Annotated in this window: 21 protein-coding genes and 1 pseudogene; 6 read left to right on the top strand and 16 right to left on the bottom strand. The window is 38.2% G+C overall.

Going from position 1 to position 18964, the window contains the following annotated elements; genetic code table 11:
- Nucleotides 1-10: 10 nt before the first annotated feature.
- Nucleotides 11-1090, top strand: coding sequence for a sugar phosphate isomerase/epimerase family protein (locus ACTBZY_RS09125; RefSeq protein ID WP_463046025.1), 1080 nt, complete (start codon nucleotides 11-13; stop codon nucleotides 1088-1090).
- Between the two features lie 54 nt (nucleotides 1091-1144).
- A complete protein-coding gene (locus ACTBZY_RS09130) occupies nucleotides 1145-1936 on the top strand; it encodes an SDR family NAD(P)-dependent oxidoreductase (protein WP_463046026.1) in 792 nt (263 codons plus the stop codon).
- 54 nt (nucleotides 1937-1990) lie between these two features.
- Here ACTBZY_RS09130 and ACTBZY_RS09135 read toward each other — a convergent pair whose 3' ends face one another.
- The 8 genes and pseudogenes from ACTBZY_RS09135 to hisS form a co-directional block, all read right to left on the bottom strand.
- Nucleotides 1991-2515, bottom strand: coding sequence for a DUF1572 family protein (locus ACTBZY_RS09135; RefSeq protein WP_463046027.1), 525 nt, complete (start codon nucleotides 2513-2515; stop codon nucleotides 1991-1993).
- A gap of 2 nt (nucleotides 2516-2517) precedes the next feature.
- Nucleotides 2518-3150, bottom strand: a pseudogene (locus ACTBZY_RS09140) (DUF72 domain-containing protein); the annotation flags it as partial.
- An 18-nt stretch (nucleotides 3151-3168) separates the two neighbouring features.
- Nucleotides 3169-3375, bottom strand: coding sequence for a hypothetical protein (locus ACTBZY_RS09145; RefSeq protein ID WP_463046028.1), 207 nt, complete (start codon nucleotides 3373-3375; stop codon nucleotides 3169-3171).
- Between the two features lie 62 nt (nucleotides 3376-3437).
- Nucleotides 3438-3908: a GNAT family N-acetyltransferase gene (locus ACTBZY_RS09150; protein ID WP_463046029.1), complete on the bottom strand. Its 471-nt coding sequence runs from the start codon at nucleotides 3906-3908 to the stop codon at nucleotides 3438-3440.
- A gap of 213 nt (nucleotides 3909-4121) precedes the next feature.
- Nucleotides 4122-5051: a YihY/virulence factor BrkB family protein gene (locus ACTBZY_RS09155; protein ID WP_463046030.1), complete on the bottom strand. Its 930-nt coding sequence runs from the start codon at nucleotides 5049-5051 to the stop codon at nucleotides 4122-4124.
- Between the two features lie 6 nt (nucleotides 5052-5057).
- Nucleotides 5058-5462: an acyl-CoA thioesterase gene (locus ACTBZY_RS09160; protein ID WP_463046031.1), complete on the bottom strand. Its 405-nt coding sequence runs from the start codon at nucleotides 5460-5462 to the stop codon at nucleotides 5058-5060.
- On the bottom strand, nucleotides 5462-6499 hold the full coding sequence (gene mltG, locus ACTBZY_RS09165; protein WP_463046032.1) for an endolytic transglycosylase MltG: 1038 nt from the start codon (nucleotides 6497-6499) through the stop codon (nucleotides 5462-5464). Before mltG ends, ACTBZY_RS09160 begins: the two co-directional genes overlap by 1 nt.
- Nucleotides 6492-7856: a histidine--tRNA ligase gene (gene hisS, locus ACTBZY_RS09170; protein ID WP_463046033.1), complete on the bottom strand. Its 1365-nt coding sequence runs from the start codon at nucleotides 7854-7856 to the stop codon at nucleotides 6492-6494. The genes mltG and hisS overlap by 8 nt, the downstream gene beginning before the upstream one ends.
- 129 nt (nucleotides 7857-7985) lie before the next feature.
- Between hisS and ACTBZY_RS09175 the strand changes: the two genes are divergently transcribed.
- Nucleotides 7986-8129, top strand: coding sequence for a hypothetical protein (locus ACTBZY_RS09175; RefSeq protein WP_463046034.1), 144 nt, complete (start codon nucleotides 7986-7988; stop codon nucleotides 8127-8129).
- A gap of 348 nt (nucleotides 8130-8477) precedes the next feature.
- Here the strand turns inward: ACTBZY_RS09175 and ACTBZY_RS09180 are convergent, their stop codons facing one another.
- Entirely contained in the window at nucleotides 8478-8843 is a 366-nt protein-coding gene (locus ACTBZY_RS09180) for a hypothetical protein (RefSeq protein WP_463046035.1), read from the bottom strand.
- A 62-nt stretch (nucleotides 8844-8905) separates the two neighbouring features.
- On the opposite strand from ACTBZY_RS09180, the gene ACTBZY_RS09185 reads away from it, so the two are divergent.
- The 3 genes from ACTBZY_RS09185 to ACTBZY_RS09195 are packed head-to-tail and all read left to right on the top strand — an operon-like array spanning nucleotide 8906 to nucleotide 11218.
- Nucleotides 8906-9670: a class I SAM-dependent methyltransferase gene (locus ACTBZY_RS09185; protein WP_463046036.1), complete on the top strand. Its 765-nt coding sequence runs from the start codon at nucleotides 8906-8908 to the stop codon at nucleotides 9668-9670.
- Nucleotides 9667-10410 carry an SDR family NAD(P)-dependent oxidoreductase gene (locus ACTBZY_RS09190; protein ID WP_463046037.1) on the top strand — a complete coding sequence of 248 codons (744 nt, stop codon included), beginning with the start codon at nucleotides 9667-9669 and terminating at the stop codon, nucleotides 10408-10410. The genes ACTBZY_RS09185 and ACTBZY_RS09190 overlap by 4 nt, the downstream gene beginning before the upstream one ends.
- Before the next feature lie 37 nt (nucleotides 10411-10447).
- The gene (locus ACTBZY_RS09195) at nucleotides 10448-11218 is read left to right on the top strand and encodes a glucose 1-dehydrogenase (protein WP_463046038.1); all 771 of its coding nucleotides are present in this window, start codon (nucleotides 10448-10450) and stop codon (nucleotides 11216-11218) included.
- Nucleotides 11219-11220: 2 nt separating this feature from the next.
- Here the strand turns inward: ACTBZY_RS09195 and ACTBZY_RS09200 are convergent, their stop codons facing one another.
- The 7 genes from ACTBZY_RS09200 to ACTBZY_RS09230 form a co-directional block, all read right to left on the bottom strand.
- Nucleotides 11221-12819: a CotH kinase family protein gene (locus ACTBZY_RS09200; protein ID WP_463046039.1), complete on the bottom strand. Its 1599-nt coding sequence runs from the start codon at nucleotides 12817-12819 to the stop codon at nucleotides 11221-11223.
- Nucleotides 12820-12918: 99 nt separating this feature from the next.
- A complete protein-coding gene (locus ACTBZY_RS09205) occupies nucleotides 12919-13449 on the bottom strand; it encodes a collagen-like triple helix repeat-containing protein (protein ID WP_463046040.1) in 531 nt (176 codons plus the stop codon).
- 153 nt (nucleotides 13450-13602) lie between these two features.
- On the bottom strand, nucleotides 13603-15201 hold the full coding sequence (gene rny, locus ACTBZY_RS09210) for a ribonuclease Y (RefSeq protein ID WP_463046041.1): 1599 nt from the start codon (nucleotides 15199-15201) through the stop codon (nucleotides 13603-13605).
- A 66-nt stretch (nucleotides 15202-15267) separates the two neighbouring features.
- Entirely contained in the window at nucleotides 15268-15555 is a 288-nt protein-coding gene (locus ACTBZY_RS09215; RefSeq protein WP_463046042.1) for a cell division protein ZapA, read from the bottom strand.
- Nucleotides 15556-15577: 22 nt separating this feature from the next.
- Complete coding sequence (locus tag ACTBZY_RS09220; RefSeq protein WP_463046043.1) at nucleotides 15578-15961, bottom strand: hypothetical protein; 384 nt, start codon at nucleotides 15959-15961, stop codon at nucleotides 15578-15580.
- A gap of 39 nt (nucleotides 15962-16000) precedes the next feature.
- Nucleotides 16001-18424 (bottom strand): phenylalanine--tRNA ligase subunit beta, encoded by a 2424-nt coding sequence (pheT, locus tag ACTBZY_RS09225; protein ID WP_463046044.1) that lies wholly within the window; start codon nucleotides 18422-18424, stop codon nucleotides 16001-16003.
- A gap of 60 nt (nucleotides 18425-18484) precedes the next feature.
- The gene (locus ACTBZY_RS09230) at nucleotides 18485-18850 is read right to left on the bottom strand and encodes a hypothetical protein (RefSeq protein WP_463046045.1); all 366 of its coding nucleotides are present in this window, start codon (nucleotides 18848-18850) and stop codon (nucleotides 18485-18487) included.
- Between the last annotated feature and the right edge of the window lie 114 nt (nucleotides 18851-18964).

The following is an 18964-nucleotide window of genomic DNA, read 5'->3' on the forward strand; positions in this document are numbered from 1 at the left end:
AATAATACCCATGATAAACCCAAAAATAGGCCTCAGCAGAAGGGCTTTCATAAAAAGCTCCGCGTTGTTAGCTACCGCATCAGCATTACCCTCTTTGAGCTCGTTTAACGTGGCTCCAAATTTAGTTGGCATTTCGGTGGCATCTTATTTCCTTCGTTTCCGTGATGGCGGTAGCACGGCACACCCCTCGTGGAATGGGGCTTTGCCCATGGCCAAACACCTACACGAACTAGGTGCCGGAGGCGGGCAGATTGGTGTTGATAAATGGGATGGTGCTTACACCAAAGAAATTAGAGATTTGAAAGAATCCTCTGGAATGTGGCTTGAAGGTCAAATCCGAATGCCTAAAACAGATCAAGACTTGACCGAGTTTGAGCATAATGTCGTCTCAGCCAAGGAAGCAGGGATAGAAATCGTTAGGGTGGCATGCCTCAGCGGAAGAAGATATGTCAATTTTAAAACCGAGGAAGAATGGGCCGACTTCAAGAAAGCGTCAGCCAAATCTATCAGGCTTGCTGAGCCTATTATGAGAAAACATAAAATGAAGTTGGCTATTGAAAACCATAAAGATTGGACGGCCGACGAATTGGTGAAAATTCTAAAAGATTATGACAGTGAATATCTAGGATGCAATTTAGATACTGGAAACAATTTATCTTTCCTGGAAGACCCTTATGAGGTCGTTGAAAAACTAGCTCCATATACCATGACCACACATTTCAAGGATATGGGTATAGAGGCGTATAAAGATGGTTTTTTGCTTTCAGAGGTACCTTTTGGTCAAGGCTTCCTAGATTTAAATAGAATGGTTATGACCATAAGAAAGCATAACCCCAATGTAAAATTCAACCTTGAAATGATGACAAGAGACCCACTGCCAATACCATTTCTTACAGACGAATACTGGACCACTTTCGGTCATAAATCTGGGAAAGATTTAGCAAAAAGCCTAAAAATTATCCGAGCCAACTACAGTCCCAAGCCGCTAGTTAGAACTACGGGCTCATCTTTTCATCAGCAGCTCGCTCTTGAAGAAGCCAATCAGATTGCCTGTTTAAATTACGCCAGACAAGAACTAGGTATCATGTGATGAACTGAGTAAATTTAACAAACCAATTCTATTTAAAAATAAACATAAGTATTTGTGAGCAACTCAAACGATAAATTACCGGGATTAAAATTATTTGACCTAACCGGCAGAGCCGCCATCATCACTGGAGGTTCAAAAGGATTAGGCTTAGCCATGGCAGAGGGTATAGCCGCCGCTGGCGGAAACGTTCTTGTGGTTTCAAGAACCCAAAGCGAATGCGACCAAGCCGCAGAAAAAATCAGAAATGAATATGGGACCCAAGCCATAGGTATGGCCGCTGATGTAACCCAAGAAACTGAAATGGAGGCCATGGCTGCTCTATGTTTAAAAGAATTTGGAAGCGTTGACATTTTGATAAACTCCGCTGGCATTAACATTAGAGGTGCTATAGATGAACTCAGTTTGGCAGATTTTAATAAAGTGATGGACATCAATGTTACTGGTACTTGGCTAGCCAGCAGAGCGGTAACACCCATCATGAAGAAACAAAAGAAAGGAAAGATTATAAACCTAGCCAGTACCTTAGGTCTGGTAGGGCTCGCCAATAGAACGCCATATACCGCATCTAAAGGTGCGGTGGTCAATATGACTAAGGCTTTGGCCTTAGAGTTAGCCCTCGACAATATTAACGTAAATGCCATATGTCCAGGACCATTTTTAACAGAAATGAACGAGCCTATAAAGGATACAGAAGAGGGTAAGAAGTTTATTGTAGGTGCCACGGCGGTAGGTCGCTGGGGGCTATTATCCGAAATTCAAGGTGTAGCCATGTTTCTGGCCTCCGATGCCTCTAATTACATGGTGGGCTCTTGCCTATTAGTAGATGGCGGTTGGGTGGCTAGGTAAATGCTTAAAATGAGCAAAGGACATTTTACTTAAAATGTCCTTTGCTCACACATGTCACCTCTTTGGGGCTGCAAATTTCTCCTTATTAAATGCATCAGATTTCCCGGTGGGAATGGATAAACTCTGCCACGCAGCTCCTTTAATCATTCTTCCGATATACATGATTTGGCCTATGTGAGAACTGTAATGAGCCAGCTGTCTCATAAAAGCATTTTCTATACTATGCCCTTCATTTCTAATATAAACCACTGTATCAATATTGCTCTCGTTTACAGCTTCTAGTGCTTCAAAAAGACATGCCCACCCGAGTTCCCAGTCTCTTAGCATTTCAGCTTTAGAACTATAACTCGACTCAAATTCTGCATCTCTTTCACGCCACTCCTTTTCGCCATCTGTAGTTAAAAAATCTGTCCATCTAGAAAGCATATTTCCGTGCATATGCTTCACTATTACTGCCAGAGAATTACTTTCTGGATTAAATCTCCAATGGATGTCTTCGTCAAACAGCTGCTCAAAAGTGCGGTCTCCCAGTTTTTTATAGGATTCAAACTGTTGTTTAAAAAGTCTTATAATCTCCATGATTAAGCAAGCATTAAAAGGTTTTCATTAAATCTATCGTTAAACTTCTCGATGAAATACTTCAAAAGTAGTGGAGATTCCTTTTCAATATATTGATGCACGAAGAAATAAAGCTTCTCCAAGCCCTGCTCTCTCCAAACCGCAATCCTATCAAGCCATTCGTCTAATCTTGGGTAATCACTCGGGTGATTTGCCCCTACATTTCTTAAAAAAGCCACGTGCGTAGTCATCCGCATATGCATCAAGTCTCTCCTACCCGCCGTATCGGTTAAAATGTTGGTCAGCTCGTTTTCTTCAAATAATTGATAAACATCTTTGGCGGCTGCGGCGTCTTAAAACCAATCTGTATTTCTAAGCTCTACGGCCAGAGGTATATCCTTTGACCATTCGTTTACAATTTTCCTCAAGCTATCCATATTAGAGGGCTTGAAATTATCGAGAACTTGAAGGAAAACCATTCCTAACTTTTCGTCAAAGGCTCTGGCTGTTTCTCCAAATTCTATCACCGGAGCAGTGACATCATTCAGTCTTTCTATATGGCTAATATATCTTGGTACTTTAGGAAATAACTTAAACCCCTCAGGTGTTTTGTCATACCATGTCCTCGCTTGTTCAGGAGGATAACTATTATAAAACGTGGCATTTAACGCTTTTTAATTAAACTGTGTTCCGTAATAAGTAAGCTCATCTTTAGTACCCTTCGAAGAAAACCCTTTTAAATCTCCCTTGTTCCATTTGGCACAACCTACATAAGTCTCAAACGGTTCTTTCCCTTTCTTTAATATTCTTAAGGTTTCTAGAGCATCCTCTGGCATTGTAAAATCTACCATTTCCGGATTGCTTACTACTCCCAATTTCATAGTTACAATTTATAATTTTCTCCTAAACTTAACCAATCAAAATTCGAGGAGAAAATCAATTATTAATTTTCTCTAATCATTATACAATGCGGAATACCATCTTCTATATAGTCCTCACCTATTTCTCTAAATCCCAGCAATCCGTAAAATTTCAAGAGGTATTTTTGAGCACCTATTTTTATAGGATGGTTTCCATAAATCTCATGGCATTTAGCAATAGAAAAATTCATTAAATCTGCACCAAAACCGTACTTTCTATAGGAGGCCTTGGTAATAACTCTGCCTATGGCTAGAAAACCATCAAAATACTGATTCAATCCAAACAAACGAGTATAGGCTATAAGCTCACCTTTTTTATTGCTACCCATAACGTGAATAGCCTTTCCATCTTTAAAGTCTATGTCCTGATAGACACAATTTTGCTCTACCACAAAAACTTCAGAACGCAAAGCCAATATTTCATAAAGCTCATTTAGAACTAAATCGTCGTACTTTTTGACCACCCAGTAAATTTCTGCATCATTTCCTTTCATCTACTTATTTTACATTACGCTTATATGAATAACTATACCTAAATTGCTTTTAAGCTATTCATAGATAATAGTAACAAAATGTTTTCCTATAAAGGTATTGTTTTGGCACGGCTATTGCATCTATTTAGTCACATTGGAACTGATTATTCTGGTGGTTAAAATTTACAGAAAAAGGCCGCACGTAAACTGATTACTTACTGCGGCTTTTTTTATTTAACTGTCCAAATCAGAAGATTCCCTTTCTTGCTCTAGAGCATCTTTCAAGCTTGAATTAATTTCAAATCCAAATATCAAGATCACTGCAATCAAGTATATCCAGACCATCATCCCTATAAGCGTTCCTATAGATCCATAAAGCCTGTTGTAAGAGTTAAAATTTACCAAATAATAGGAGAATCCATTGGTAGCCAGAATGCATAATATAGAAGCCAAAACAGCCCCAATATTAAAAAAAGTCATTCTCTTATTTTTACCAGGAGCAAAATAATAAATGCTACCAATACCTAAAAAGAAAATAATAAAGATGGAAACATACCTTAGCACCTGAATCATGTAATAGGTAAAGTCTTCACTTAAAAAGCCTATTTCAAATAAATATGCAATGGAGAATTTCCCTACGATGAGTACCAAAATAGCCGAAATCATAACCAAAACCAATAGGAAAGTTAATAAAAGAGCCACAAGCCTTCCTTGAAAAAAACCTCTTTTATCATCTTTTTCTAAAGAAATATTGAAAGCTCTTATTAAGGCCATCATACCATTTGTGGCTGCATAAAGTGCAAACAAAAAACCAAAAGAAAGTACATCTACCCTCCTTCTGCTAATGATGTCTTGAATGGTGTTTGCCGCAGTAGAATAAATGCCCTTGGGCAATATATTGGCTAAAAAGTCCATAATCTGCACATCCAGATTTTCAATGGGAATATATGGAATGAGTGTAAAAAGAAATATGACCGCAGGAAAAATAGCCAATAGTAATGAAAAAGAAACAGCAGCCGCTCTCTGGTCTATGTCAAACGTAATAATTCGCTGCCATAAAATGGTCAATACATGATATAAGGAAATGGTGGTATCCCACAGATATATACTTCTTAAAAACCTCTTGAATTTCTTAATAAATACGGTATTTCCTATTTTGCTCATTCAGCTTTAAAAAAATGGTTCTAAAGCCTTTTCTATACCCTCAGGACAAGAAATAATTCTGTTATTGGCCGTATTGACAAAAACTAAAGTAGTCTCTCCCTTGTGTATTTTTTGTTCCTCCTCGTTATAAATTTCATAGTTAAACACAATCCTCGCCTTAGGAATCTCATTTAAAATAACCCTAATAGTAATGAGTTCATCATATTTAGCAGGAGAAATAAATCTAGAATTGTTCTCATAAACAGGCATAATGAAGCCATTGTCTTCAAAATCCCTATACCTAATCCCCAAACTTCTGAGTGCTTCCACCCTACCTATTTCATACAGCCTAGCATAATTTCCGTAGTACATGTAGCCCATTTGGTCTACATCCGCATATCTCACTCTATATTTATAATCAAAACTAAACATTAAAGAACCCCCCTTTTATTTAAGGCATCATGAAAACGTCTGGCGTTGGCATTATGCTCTGAAAGTGTACTGGCAAAATTATGGTATCCTGAAAAATCTTCTTTGGCACAGAAATAAATGTACTCGTGGTGCTGATAATTAAGCACCGCATCAATAGCCTTTTTTTCTGGCAAGGTTATTGGGCCTGGTGGCAATCCTTGAACGCGATAGGTATTATAAGGAGATTCTGCCGTAAGATGTTTCTTCAAAATTCTTTTTAAAGTAAAGTCGCCTACCGCAAATTTAACCGTAGGATCGGCCTGTAAAGGTATGCCCTGCTTAATTCTGTTTACATAAACTCCAGCCACCGTTGGTTGCTCGTCAGATTTATTTGTTTCACTTTGAACTATACTGGCCATGATTCCCACTTTAATAGGACTCATTGTTGTGATAGCAGCTTTTTTAAGTCTATCCTCATTCCAAAAAGTCTTATACTCATATTTCATTCTATCCAGAAACTCATCTTCCGTAAGTGTCCACCACATAAAATAAGTATCTGGCAAAAACATGCACATGATATTATCTGTGGTAAAACCATACTTTTCGCAAACCGCTGGATCGTTCAACTTTTCTAAAAGCACATTTTTATCAATAGAAAGATTGGCCGCAAGCCTTTCTGCCAGTTCAGACTTCAGACGAATATTGTTGAATGTCAATTTAACCTCGTCTTGGTCTCCAGACCTTAATTTACTTAGTAGTTCTTTATTACCAGTATTTGGTGGTATCTCATACCTTCCTGGTTTCACAAGCTCTCTATAATTCATAAATTTACTCAAAAAGCCAAAGCTTATCTGATCATGAATAAGATTACGTTTATTTAAGCTATCTAGAACAGTTTCGTAAGTAGCTCCTTTGGGAATCAAAAGCACGACGCTCTTCTCTGCGTCTAAGTTCAGATTAGGACTTTTGACTACTTGCCAAAAATAGAAAGAAAAAGTGGCCACCAAACTAGACACTATGACTAGTAAATAGGCTATTAATTTTTGTTTTTTAAACATTAAGAATCTTAATTATTTCATTTATACCTAAGCTTTCCTGTTCTCCAGAAGCCATATTTTTCAAACTATATTTCTCCGCTTTTATTTCCTCTGACCCTACCACCAAAACATAGGCTATTCCTTTTTTATTAGCATAATCAAACTGCTTTTTCATTTTTGTACTGGTCGGATAAAGTTCTGCTGCAATATCGGCATCTCTGAGTTGCTTTAAAATAGGCAAACATGCTTTCTGAGATATTGCATCAAAATTAGTTATTAAAACCTTCGTACTTTCTGTGGCATCTTCAGGAAAAAGCTCCAACTCATCCAATACATCATAAATTCTATCGACTCCAAATGAAATCCCTACACCTGATAATCCAGAAACGCCAAATGTGCCAGTTAAATCATCATATCTCCCTCCTCCAGAGATACTGCCTATCTTCACCCCTCCAGCTTTTACTTCGAAAATGGCACCGGTATAATAGCTTAAACCTCTGGCCAACGTAAAATCAAGTTCAAGGTTAGATTCTTCCAAACCAAAGCCTTCTACCATTTCTAGCACTTCTTCCAGTTCCGCTATACCTTTTAAGCCAATTTCGGTTCCAGAAAGCCAAATTTTCAATGCCTCCAGTGCTTCTTTATTTCCTTTTGGTAGTTCAAAAAGGGTTTGTAATGAATTTATACTCTCCTTCCCAAAACCTCTTTCAGCCAGCTCTTCTTCTACTTTCTCTTTGCCTATCTTATCCAACTTATCTATAGCCACACAAAGCTCTCCCTCTCTACCGGCTGCACCAATGGCCTCCGTAATGCCCGTTAAGATTTTCCTGTTGTTTACCTTAATCGTAAAATCTTCCAGTTTAAGTTTCTCAAACACTTCATTAAGCATCAATATGATCTCTGCTTCGCATAATAATGATTCAGTACCTACCACATCTGCATCACACTGGTAAAACTCTCTGTATCTACCTCGCTGTGGTCTGTCTGCTCTCCAAACTGGCTGCACCTGAAAACGTTTAAAGGGCATGGCTAGTTCATGGCGGTTCATCACCACAAATCTGGCAAATGGCACAGTTAGATCGTATCTCAAACCTTTCTCTGCCACTTTAGAAAGCATGGCTGGTGCACCATTATCAAAATCTTCTTGCTTTAAACTTTTAGCAAAATCACCAGAATTCAAAATCTTAAAAAGAAGTTTGTCTCCCTCCTCTCCATACTTACCCATCAGCACAGATAAATTCTCTACAGCAGGCGTTTCTAAAGATAAAAATCCAAATTTCTTGAAAACTTTTTTAATAGTTTCTAGAATATAAGTTCGTTTTGCCATTATTTCAGGCCCAAAATCACGTGTTCCTCTGGCTAAACTTGGTTTCGACATAAGTTTTTTAATAGTTCCGAGGACAAAAGTACAGTTATTCTAGATTTATCATTGATAATTCTAAACAGAATAGCTACCTTTGCACCTCATTTGAGTAAACAAGCAAACTAGTATTTAAATTTATATATAATGGCAGTTACAAGATTAAAAAGAAAAGGCCTTAGAAACAGAGCAATTGCAAACAACAAGCAAGCTGACATTAAGCGTCTTACGCTAAAGCCAGAAATCAGAAAAGTAGATATCGAAGAGCTTAAGGCTTCTTTCACTAAGTAATTCTATTTTTTTTGCATTTCTATTGCAAATAAGTCTCAATCTAGATTTGGAAAGGTTGAGACTTTTTTAGTTTCCTTATACCCAACTTCATTTACCTTCTATTTGAAGTGGTATATGCTATTATACCTGGTACTCCCAAGAAACATCTTCTCATAAAAATCAGCACTCCGATACTCTGAACCCCTTGATATTAATTTTCAAGAACAGTAACATATTATAACTATCGTAAATTCCAGAATGGAATACTTGAATTCATCCTCGCTGATTTAACAAAAAAAATAAGCTTCCCATGAAATCAAGGAAAGCTTATCTGAAAAACATAAAATACGATTGGTTAAGAAGATAGTCTTAAGCTTTCTTCGGAGCTGGTTTTTTAGGGCCTTTACGTTGATTTCCCCCATTAAAATTTCGGTTTCTTTTCGCTATTCTAATGGCATCTAGCTGAAATTCATACCTTAAACCCCTGCCAAAAAACCACAGTCCCACTAGCAAAACAGCTATGCCAATAAAACCATGAAGGGCAAATTGCCAATGGTGAAGCATCTCTGGCCCAGTTATGGTCAAAATTACAGCCCCAAGTGCCGTTAAAGTTAAACCCAGAATAACATTGATTTTAAACTTTTGACTTAGTAAAAGACTTTGATACCAATTCTTATCTTCCTTTCTTTTATAATGTTTATTTGTTGGCGAATTTTCGGCTTTCTTCTCTTGCATTTTTTTTGCTGTTTACTTAATTCTATTTTTGACCTTAAAACAAGGACAGGTCAAATATTTCGATGAAAAATATAATTAGTTTTCTTATTCGTTTCGTTCCACGCAAATACCTACAATTATTCAGCCACATTCCTTTAAGGATATATGCTGGCTTTATGAAGGGAGATTCCGTGGAGTGTACGGTTTGCTCCGGTAAATTTAAGAAATTTTTACCTTACGGCAGATTAGAACCTAGAGAAAACGCATTATGCCCTTCTTGTCTATCCTTAGAAAGACATAGACTTATGTATCTGTATTTGAGACAAAAAACTACTTTCTTTGAAAGCAAACTTAACGTACTCCATGTAGCACCAGAATATTGCTTTATAAACCGTTTTGAAGAATTGCCTAACCTAGAATACATTACGGCGGATATTGAATCGCCGCTGGCGAAGGTTAAGATGGATATTGAAAAGATTCAGTACCCAGATAATTCCTTTGACGTTATTTTTTGCAATCATGTTTTAGAGCATGTAGAACACTTTGATGTGGCTACATCAGAATTATACAGGGTTTTAAAACCAGGCGGCTGGGCCATTATGCAGTCTCCCCAAGACATGAAAATGGAGCATACCCTGACAGACCCCACCATCACAGATCCTAGAGAAAGAGAGCGAGTATTTAAGCAATCTGACCATCTGCGTCTTTTTGGTAAGGACTATGGTAAAGAACTCGCTAAGGCTGGGTTCAAAGTAACTGAGGACAATTTCGTCAACGAACTCCCTCCAGAATTAGCGAAAAGGTATGCCCTACCAATGGAGGAAATAATATACTTCTGTGAAAAATGAAAAGATTTGAAAACAAAAACATTGTCATCACCGGTGGGAATGGAGGCATTGGCCTAGAGGCCGTAAAGCAATTCCTTTTGGAAGGTGCACAAGTTTTGGTGATGGATATTACCGAAGCAAAATCTCCCAACTTAGCGGCTTTGGAAGGCTCCATATTTTACCTAAAATGTGATGTATCCCAACCCGAAGAGGTGAAAAATGCATTTGAAAAAGCCATAAGCCAATTTGGACAAATCCATGTGGTGGTAAATAACGCTGGAATTCTTGGCCCTCGAGTTAAAACGGAAGATTACCCTGACACAGAATTTGACCGTGTTATAGATATCAATATTAAAGGTGTTTTTTACTGCATGAAAGCCGCCCTTACGCACTTTAAAGCTAATCGTGGCGGTGCCATTGTCAACACTGCATCGGTTGCTGGAAAAATCGGTATGTCTCGTCATTTAGCATACTCCGCCAGTAAGCATGCTGTAATTGGTATGACAAAATCTGCAGCAGTGGAATATGCCAAACAAAACATTCGCATAAACGCCGTTTGTCCAGGCTTTACAGAAACCGCCATGTTAGACAGCATTAACGACGAGCCGGAATATAAAAACATGCTCAAATATGCGACGCCCATGAAACGTTTTGGCAAGCCAGAAGAAATAGCAGACGCCATACTGTTTTTAGCATCTGACCAGTCCAGCTTTATGACTGGCCAAAGCATCGTGCTAGATGGCGGACTGAGCGTTCAATAGCACAAAACTTAATTAAAATCAACAAACTATAAACCCTATGAATTACAAAAACGCATTTGACCTCACCGGAAAGGTGGCCATTATAACGGGAGCCAGTAAAGGTATCGGAGAGTCTATGGCCAGGTTTTTTGCTGCCCACGGAGCCAAAGTGGTTATCAGCAGTAGAAAACAAGACATTCTAGACGAAGTAGCCGAAAGTATCAGAAAAGAAAGCAATGCTGAGGTACTTCCCATAGCAGCACATGCTGGAGATATGACAAAACTTCAAAACCTATTGGATAAAACCATTGAAACCTATGGAGGTGTAGATATTTTAGTTAATAATGCGGCTACCAATCCAGTATTTGGCCCCTCATTGGATTGCGATGGTGATGCCTTTGATAAAATAATGGCGGTCAACGTAAAAGCTCCTTTCGAATTCTCTAAGATGGTTTACGCCTCTATGAAAAGCCGAGGTGGTGGCAGCATTATTAACGTCAGCAGCGTAGCAGCCCTTACACCAGACCCAGGACTGGGTATGTACTCTGTCAGTAAAGCCTCACTCAATATGCTTACAAAAGTTTTGGCCAAAGAATGGGGAACGGATGGCATTAGGGTCAATACCATTTGCCCAGGACTTATTAAAACTAAGTTTTCTCAGGCTCTTTGGCAAAACAAGGACATCATGAAAAGATTTACGAAGCACATGCCTATTTCTAGAATAGGCACAGTAGACGAAATAGGAGCCTTGGCACTTTATTTAGCCTCTGATGCTTCTTCTTTTACCACAGGGGCAGTCTTCACAGCAGATGGCGGAATGACCATCTAGGCCTACTTATGCACCACTCTGTGTGTCGTTTCGTCTTCCCCAACCTTGACTTTTAGAAACTGTAGGGTTTGAGCAGAATGATTTTCAGGGAAATTAAGATTCAATCGATTTTGTCCTATTTCTAAATCAAAATCTTGATTCTTAATTTCTCTTCCCAAAAGGTCTATCAAACGAATATGGGCGGTGCTACTTTTCACAGCAATTATTTCAATACTGAGCGAAGAGATATAAGGATTAGGATAAGCCTTTACCTTAAAATCTAAACGCCTTTCAGAGGATAGCACTTGCATTTCAGAAGGTATGTTTTCGTCTAACCACTGCAGCCTTAAAGGAATCCACTTCTTCAATTCATTCACCTCGCCCTCCCACGTCGTTGGTACAGGCTGTGGCTGCGGCCAAATGTATTGACCAAGAATAGGCCATCTATTAAAGTTTCTTACTTGTGCATCTTTAATCTCATTGGCAAGGCTATCCACTAAGCCAATTAATTTAGAATCTTCTAAAATACCATTTTGACGTAAATCATCATAAGTTTCTCTATAGGCTTTTATGAAGTTGATATCTCCTAGAAACTTCTGCCACCAGAAGGGCACCTGCCAATAGTCATCAGGACAAAAGGCATTAAAATTATACGAGAAACCCCTGTAAGACGAACCATTGCAGTAGTCTGCATTCCCAAAACTAATATCATAATCCCAAGGCGGCCCCATTTTCAATTTTTCGTTTTTATCCTTGTACAGAAAAGTACTGATTCTATAGCCATCCACGTTTTTGGAAACTTCATTGACGATGGTCATCAACACAAAAGACTGCATGTCTATATACTGCTGGTAACCCGTAGTGGGGTCTGTATAGTTTTCACTTTGCAGCGAATTCTCAAAAGACCCTATATATCCTTTTATATAGTCCTTTTGAATTGTGGTAATGTCTTTAGGATACTCATAGAAAAACTCAGAAGGCTTAAAACCATTCGATTGATTACTATAATTTGAAAACCAACTTCCAATATTAGAGCCTGTATTTTTATCTATCTTGATAATGTAACCTCCCGTCAAATCTTCTCCTGATTCCTCGTCTGGTTCTAGCTTAGAAATATCTACCCGTTTCTTATCTCTTTTTATCTTCTCCATAAAAACATAAACGCCTTCATAATTGCCATTAAGATAGAGCTCCACATATTTGGTTCTACTCCCGTATAAGCCCATCTTTTCGGCCATTCTAAGCGTCAGCACATTATGAATAAGACTCTTCTCATTATATGAAGCATATAAAATCCAGTCGCTTTCCTCAGGCCATCCAAAAAAAGATACTTTTTCGTCTTCTCCATTCTCATCCCAAGTCTCTAGACCAAATGGTTTTTTAGGAAAACTTTGTGAAGACGAACCTCTATATTCTATTCCAATATTCCCTTCGTATTCTGGGCTATCTGTAGGGGTATTCTCCTTACCTTCCCCATTATTGATCAAAGTCATATTGGCTAAAACCTTAGGCTCATCCACAATCTTTCTACCTTTTGTATCAATCAAAATAATAGGCAAATTGGTTTTTATCTGGGCCTGGCTTATAAAAGAAATACAAAGCAGAAATAATATTTTTCTCATAATTTATTGTCCTTCGGCGAAGATAGTCCAAATACTACCACAAAAAAAAACAGCGGTCTCAGAATTGAAACCACTGCTTATCAAAAATTTCAAGGTCGCTTATCTCAAATCTTTCTTTACAAAATCTTCTTCCGTTATTCCAAATGTTTGAGTAATGCTATCGTAAGATTTAGAGCTTAATCTACCCGTTTCTAAAAAAGCTGCAGGAACCACGACCACCCTAAATACTTGACCGTTTAAATATGCCACATCCAATTTTGAGAAATCAGGAACTGTGCCGTCCAAAAATATAGAGAAATCTCCCTGAGTGAAATCATAGTTATAAGTCAAAATCCCTTGATTTAGATAAGCGGTTTGAACCAAGGGTCTCCAAATTTCAGTGCCGTTAGAATCATTTTCCCATTTTATAAACACAAGTGGAACATCTGCTGGAAAAACATCAAAACCAAAATCTTCCACAATTTTAAAATCATTGGCAGGGGTAAAGTCTACAACAAGTTCAATGGCGGTAGCGTAAACTAAACCTCCATCTTGTCCTGCAGGGCCAGGTTCACCATCAAAACCTGCGGGTCCTCTACAAGAGCTAAAACCAATAACCAATGCTGATGCGATAAAAAGTAGCTTTTTCATAATCTATAAAATTTTAAATGTTTGTATTTCTATTCTGCTTTTTAGATGTGAGAAGGACATAAAAGGTTGTTCCATAAAACGAAAAGCACCTAAAATATAGGTGCTTTAAGATTGCATTAACAAATGATTTAAAGCGGAAATACCGCTTCCATATTATTTCGCATAAGCCACGGCTCTCATTTCACGTATCACCGTAACCTTGATTTGACCTGGATATTGCATTTCTTTTTCAATTTTCTGAGAAATATTAAATGACAACATGCTCGCAAACTCGTCACTTACGTTTTCTGCATCTACTATCACTCTAAGTTCTCTACCCGCTTGAATAGCATAGCATTTCTCCACACCTTTAAAGTCTAGTGCCAACTCCTCCAAATCTCTTAGTCGCTGCACATAAGAATCCATCATTTCTCTTCTGGCACCTGGTCTAGAACCACTGATGGCATCACACACCTGAATCACAGGAGAAATCAATGAAGTCATCTCTATCTCATCATGGTGAGCACCTATGGCATTACATACCTCTGGATTTTCCTTATATTTTTTAGCCAACTCCATTCCTAAAATGGCGTGTGGCAAATCAGACTCTTCTTGATAAACCTTTCCAATATCATGTAAAAGACCAGCCCTTTTAGCAAGTTTTACTTTCATACCCATTTCGGCCGCCATGGTAGCACAAAGCTTAGCCACTTCTCTAGAGTGTTGAAGCAAGTTTTGTCCATAAGACGAACGGAATCTCATACGACCTACCATCTTTATCAGTTCTGGATGTAGTCCATGAATACCTAAGTCTAAAACGGTTTTCTCACCAATTTCTATAATCTCGTTGTCAATTTCTTTTCTGGTCTTATTCACGACCTCCTCAATTCTGGCTGGGTGAATCCTGCCGTCTGTCACCAATCTGTGAAGTGATAACCTAGTCACCTCTCTTCTTACAGGGTCAAAACTAGAAATCACAATAGCCTCAGGGGTATCGTCCACAATAATTTCGGCTCCCGTAGCTGCTTCCAAAGCTCTAATATTTCTACCTTCTCTTCCTATAATTTTACCTTTGATTTCGTCACTTTCAATATTGAAAACAGATACACAGTTTTCAATCGCCTGCTCTGCGGCTGTTCTTTGAATCGTTTGAATTATAATTTTCTTAGCCTCCTTGGTGGCAGAAAGTTTTGCTTCTTCAATAGACTGTTTCACAAAAGCCGATGCGTTTGATTCCGCCTCTGCCTTGAGTGCATCCATTAATTGCTCCTTGGCTTGGTCTGCAGATAATCCAGAAATCTTTTCGAGTTGCTGCACATGTAGACTTAGTTGCTTTTCTGCATCTTCTTGCTTTTTGGCCGCTATCTCTAGCTGATTAGCTAACTTGTCTTTTTGACTTTGGATTTCGGTCTCCTCTCTTTTATTTTTCTCCATTAAAGAGGCCGCCTGCTGTTGAAGTGTTCTTACCTTCTGTTCATTCTGAATAATAATATTCTTCTTGTTATTGGTCGTTTCTTCAAATTCGGTTTTCAGTTTAAGGAAATGTTCTTTGGCTTCTAATTTCCTATCTCTTTTAATGTTTTCTGCCTGAGACTCTGCATTTCTTTTTAAGTTCTCTGCCTGTGATTCTGCATCTCTTAAAATGTTTTCTGCCTTTCTTGCAGCTTCTGCTTCTTGATTTTTGTTGGTACTCTTTAGGATTGATTTACCTATGAAAAATCCCGCAAGTAAGCCTCCGGCAATACCTGCGATTAACAATAAATATTCTGACATTAATTCTTTATTTAATAATTCGTTGATAGAATATTAAAGTAAGGAAATTAAAAAAAGTGGGAGAATTCAGCCGTCAAGCCGACTATCAATTTGCTCTAATCTACCATTAATTTCATCTCTGAGTCTATTGTAATTCTGATGTGCTTGTAGGGCGTCCACCATAGCTTCTACTGCCACTGTAGAAAGCAAATGCTCAAAGTTAGCAACCGCCCCGTATTTGTTGTGTAATACGGCCAATCGCTCATTTATTTTAATAGCAGCTTCTCTAAAATATGGTTCTTCTTCGGCCGACAATAAAAATGGCAATGCTTCACCATTTATTTTAATATTTGCCTTTACTTTTTCCGAACTCATTTTATGAAAGCAAAATTATTTATTACTTCAATAAGCTTATACAATCGTCTATTTCGCCTATTAGAGTTTGTATCAATTCTCTAACCCCATCTTCACTTACCCCTTGACTATCAATATCCGTTACAATCTTAGCGATTTTATTCCTAATAGTAAAATTTTGAGCCGTTATGGCATCTAATTCATTTACTTTAGAAACTTCATCTATTTTACGTTTCTTAAAAAAAGAGAGCCTTTTCTTTAGGTCATCTCTCTCATCTGTTAATTTTCTAAGCTCAAATTCCAGTCCAATAATTTTCTGCTCATAGCTGCGAACCTTCGCAATACGCCCCTCTACCTTTCCTGAAAGCTCTTCTAAACGAGCAAACATCATGGCATTTTCTTGGTTGTATTGTTTTTCAGATTCCATATTCTTCTAGCAGTGGAGACTTTGAAAACAAAAGGTCTATTACCTTCTTATTTCCGCTCCCAATTGATTTTCAAAGGTTGAAATTAACTTGCTCATCGTTTTATCAATCACCTTGTCATTTAAAGTATTAGCATTGTCTTGTAAAACAAAACTTACAGAATAAGACTTTTTGCCTTTGGCGAGCTTTTCTCCTTCATAAATATCGAAGACATTCACCTGCTTTAATAATTTCTTATCTGTTTTTAATGCCAACTCTTCTATTTGAGCAAAATTAACTGCTTTATCCAATACCAATGAAAGGTCTCTTCTTACCTCCGGAAATTTCGGTATCTCCGTAAAAGTAACCTTATAAGAATACTTTTTCAATAAATACGCCCAGTCTATCTCCGCATAGAAAACCTCCTGTTTCAGGTCGGAAAACTTCAGATAGGTCGCCTTTACTTTCCCTAGTGTGGCCACCACCCTGTTATTCAATTTGAAATCTATACCATAATCAAACAAACCCGATGCTGCTTCTGTACTGGAAAGCTGCGTCAACCTCATGGCCGTAAAAACCTTTACCACCTCATTCTTCAAATCAAAGAACGAAACCTTTTCAGATTTTTGATACCAAGACTCGGCCAACTTATTTCCGGTCACCCAAATACCTAACTTTGATTGGTCATAGTAACTGGTGCCGCTCTCATCTTGTTTTTTGCCGTAGGTTCTTCCAAACTCAAAAACCTTAACATCCCTACTTCTCCTATTAATATTATAAGAGAGCGTTTGTAAACCTGAAAAAAGCAAACTGTTTCTCATCTCAGAAAGGTCTTCCGTCAGCGGATTCAAAAGCCGGACGCGAGAGCCTTCTAATTCCGTTAACAAAGCGTTCTGAGAAGGTTTAACGATCGACAAAGTCTGAATCTCATGAAAACCGTTTGCTGCCAGCAGCTCAGATATTTTTAAGCTTTGAGTTTCTGGAACTACCTCTCTAAAATCAGACAAATAATCGGAAGAAAGATGCTCTGAAAGTTCGATATTATCAAAACCATAAATTCTCAAAATCTCTTCTACCACATCTGCTTCCCGTGTTACGTCCACGCGATAGGCCGGTACAGAAAGCTCCATGCCTTCATTGCTCTCGGATTTGATTTCGATATCTAGCTTTTGTAGAATTTCCTTTATTAAATCCCGTGGTAATGCCTTCCCTAAAAGTCTGTCAATGTTCTTGAATTTGACAGACACTTCATGGTTTGGAATAGCTACAGGATAGTTATCAAAGGCTGTATCCACTATTTCACCACCAGCAAGCTCCAAAACCATTAACGCCGCCAACTTTACTGCGTAAGCAGGCATATTGGGATCAGTACCCCTTTCATACCTGAAACTGGCATCTGTTTTTAAGCTATGTGCGGTGGCGGTATTTCTGATGCTGTCTGGATTAAAACAAGCAACTTCCAAAAACACATTCTTTGTCGCAGAAGTAACTCCTGAATTCTCTCCACCAAAAACGCCAGCAATGGCCATTGGTCCGTTGCTGTCGCAAATAGCCAAATCGCTTCCCGATAATGTTCTTTCTACCCCGTCTAGAGTAGTTATTAAAGTGCCTTTTTCAGGGGTTTTCACAATTACTTGTGCTCCACTAATTTTATCAGCATCAAAAATGTGCATTGGTTGACCCAAAAAATGACAAATGTAGTTGCTGATATCCACCAAGTTGTTGATGCTATTGACTCCGATAGCATTTAAAAAGTTCTTCAACCATTCCGGAGATTCTTTAACCTCAACTTGAGTAATTTCTAGCCCGCAAAATCTCGGACAAGCATCCGTGTCTTCTACTTTTAGAGAAATGGAAGATTTTTTTGATCCTAATTTAAAAGAAGAGACATCCGGTAAAGTGATTTCTTGACCTGTTATAGCCTTAATATCTCTGGCAGTTCCAAAATGTGATGCCGCATCTGCCCTATTCGGTGTTAGACCTATTTCTATCACATAGTCAGACTCCAAATTAAAATAAGTAGCTGCTGCGGTTCCGATAGGCAGTGGTGTATCTAATACCAAGATGCCATCATGTCCTTTTCCAAGTCCAATTTCATCTTCAGCACAAAGCATCCCTTCAGAAACCTCACCTCTAATTTTGGATTTTTTAATCACAAAGCTATCGCCCTCAGAAGGGTAAAGCGTTGTTCCAATGGTGGCCACTATGACCTTTTGACCTGCAGCCACATTAGGTGCACCGCAGACAATATTTAGTAATTCCTCCTGCCCTACGTCTACCGTGGTACAGTTTAATTTCTCTGCGTTGGGATGCTTTTCGCAAGTTTTAACCTCTCCAATCACCAAGCCCTTTAAGCCTCCTGGTACAGATAATTTCTCTTCCAAGCCCTCAACCTCAAGACCTGTAGAGGTCAATAAAGCAGAAAGTTCTTCAGGATTTTGAGGGAAATCAATAAGTTTTTTTAACGTATTATATGATATGAGCATCCGATTCTTAAATTTTCAATCGGCAAAGATAGAAAAAGTAGCCCAAGAAACTTCTACGAATTATTCTGAAATGGACGTTAGCTTTTCGTCTAGGTAAGATTTTGCGTCATCAAAAAGAAATACGATTCCAAAAGCTCCTATCCCTACCGTTTTATAATCCCCGTTAATTTTAAGCTTGGTTAAGGAAAAAACCTTATAGTCGTCTACTTGAACATTATTATTAAGATACTTCTCCATGGCATTGAAGCCAATAGCCTCACCAAGGATGGCTCCTAGTTTTTTAAGTGTATCTCCTTTCACTTCTCCTTTAAAACTTTCTAGCTCCTTAACTTTTTCTTGCACAGCAGCTTGATGCTTTTCTAAAGACGGATTGGTGAATACGCCTATAACGAGGATAAGTAGGAGAAAAAATAGATTGTTTTTCATGAGACGGTTAGAAAGATTTTATAGTTAACGCAAAAAGGCAAGAATATTTTGTAAACCAGTCAAACTGTTAGCAGATGAATGACCAACGGCTTATTCATAGGATGGAAAACACGC

The organism is Arcticibacterium sp. (genome assembly GCF_055134445.1).

Bases quoted from the DNA above. Each gene is read 5' to 3' on its own strand.
- ACTBZY_RS09190 (WP_463046037.1), top strand. From the start codon at position 9,667: ATGAAAAGATTTGAAAACAAAAACATTGTCATCACCGGTGGGAATGGA.
- rny (WP_463046041.1), bottom strand. From the start codon at position 15,201: ATGTCAGAATATTTATTGTTAATCGCAGGTATTGCCGGAGGCTTACTT.
- ACTBZY_RS09200 (WP_463046039.1), bottom strand. From the start codon at position 12,819: ATGAGAAAAATATTATTTCTGCTTTGTATTTCTTTTATAAGCCAGGCC.
- ACTBZY_RS09175 (WP_463046034.1), top strand. From the start codon at position 7,986: ATGGCAGTTACAAGATTAAAAAGAAAAGGCCTTAGAAACAGAGCAATT.
- ACTBZY_RS09125 (WP_463046025.1), top strand. From the start codon at position 11: ATGATAAACCCAAAAATAGGCCTCAGCAGAAGGGCTTTCATAAAAAGC.
- ACTBZY_RS09150 (WP_463046029.1), bottom strand. From the start codon at position 3,908: ATGAAAGGAAATGATGCAGAAATTTACTGGGTGGTCAAAAAGTACGAC.
- ACTBZY_RS09180 (WP_463046035.1), bottom strand. From the start codon at position 8,843: ATGCAAGAGAAGAAAGCCGAAAATTCGCCAACAAATAAACATTATAAA.
- ACTBZY_RS09195 (WP_463046038.1), top strand. From the start codon at position 10,448: ATGAATTACAAAAACGCATTTGACCTCACCGGAAAGGTGGCCATTATA.
- ACTBZY_RS09185 (WP_463046036.1), top strand. From the start codon at position 8,906: ATGAAAAATATAATTAGTTTTCTTATTCGTTTCGTTCCACGCAAATAC.
- ACTBZY_RS09135 (WP_463046027.1), bottom strand. From the start codon at position 2,515: ATGGAGATTATAAGACTTTTTAAACAACAGTTTGAATCCTATAAAAAA.
- ACTBZY_RS09145 (WP_463046028.1), bottom strand. From the start codon at position 3,375: ATGAAATTGGGAGTAGTAAGCAATCCGGAAATGGTAGATTTTACAATG.
- hisS (WP_463046033.1), bottom strand. From the start codon at position 7,856: ATGTCGAAACCAAGTTTAGCCAGAGGAACACGTGATTTTGGGCCTGAA.
- ACTBZY_RS09230 (WP_463046045.1), bottom strand. From the start codon at position 18,850: ATGAAAAACAATCTATTTTTTCTCCTACTTATCCTCGTTATAGGCGTA.
- ACTBZY_RS09220 (WP_463046043.1), bottom strand. From the start codon at position 15,961: ATGGAATCTGAAAAACAATACAACCAAGAAAATGCCATGATGTTTGCT.
- ACTBZY_RS09205 (WP_463046040.1), bottom strand. From the start codon at position 13,449: ATGAAAAAGCTACTTTTTATCGCATCAGCATTGGTTATTGGTTTTAGC.
- mltG (WP_463046032.1), bottom strand. From the start codon at position 6,499: ATGTTTAAAAAACAAAAATTAATAGCCTATTTACTAGTCATAGTGTCT.
- ACTBZY_RS09215 (WP_463046042.1), bottom strand. From the start codon at position 15,555: ATGAGTTCGGAAAAAGTAAAGGCAAATATTAAAATAAATGGTGAAGCA.
- ACTBZY_RS09160 (WP_463046031.1), bottom strand. From the start codon at position 5,462: ATGTTTAGTTTTGATTATAAATATAGAGTGAGATATGCGGATGTAGAC.
- ACTBZY_RS09155 (WP_463046030.1), bottom strand. From the start codon at position 5,051: ATGAGCAAAATAGGAAATACCGTATTTATTAAGAAATTCAAGAGGTTT.
- pheT (WP_463046044.1), bottom strand. From the start codon at position 18,424: ATGCTCATATCATATAATACGTTAAAAAAACTTATTGATTTCCCTCAA.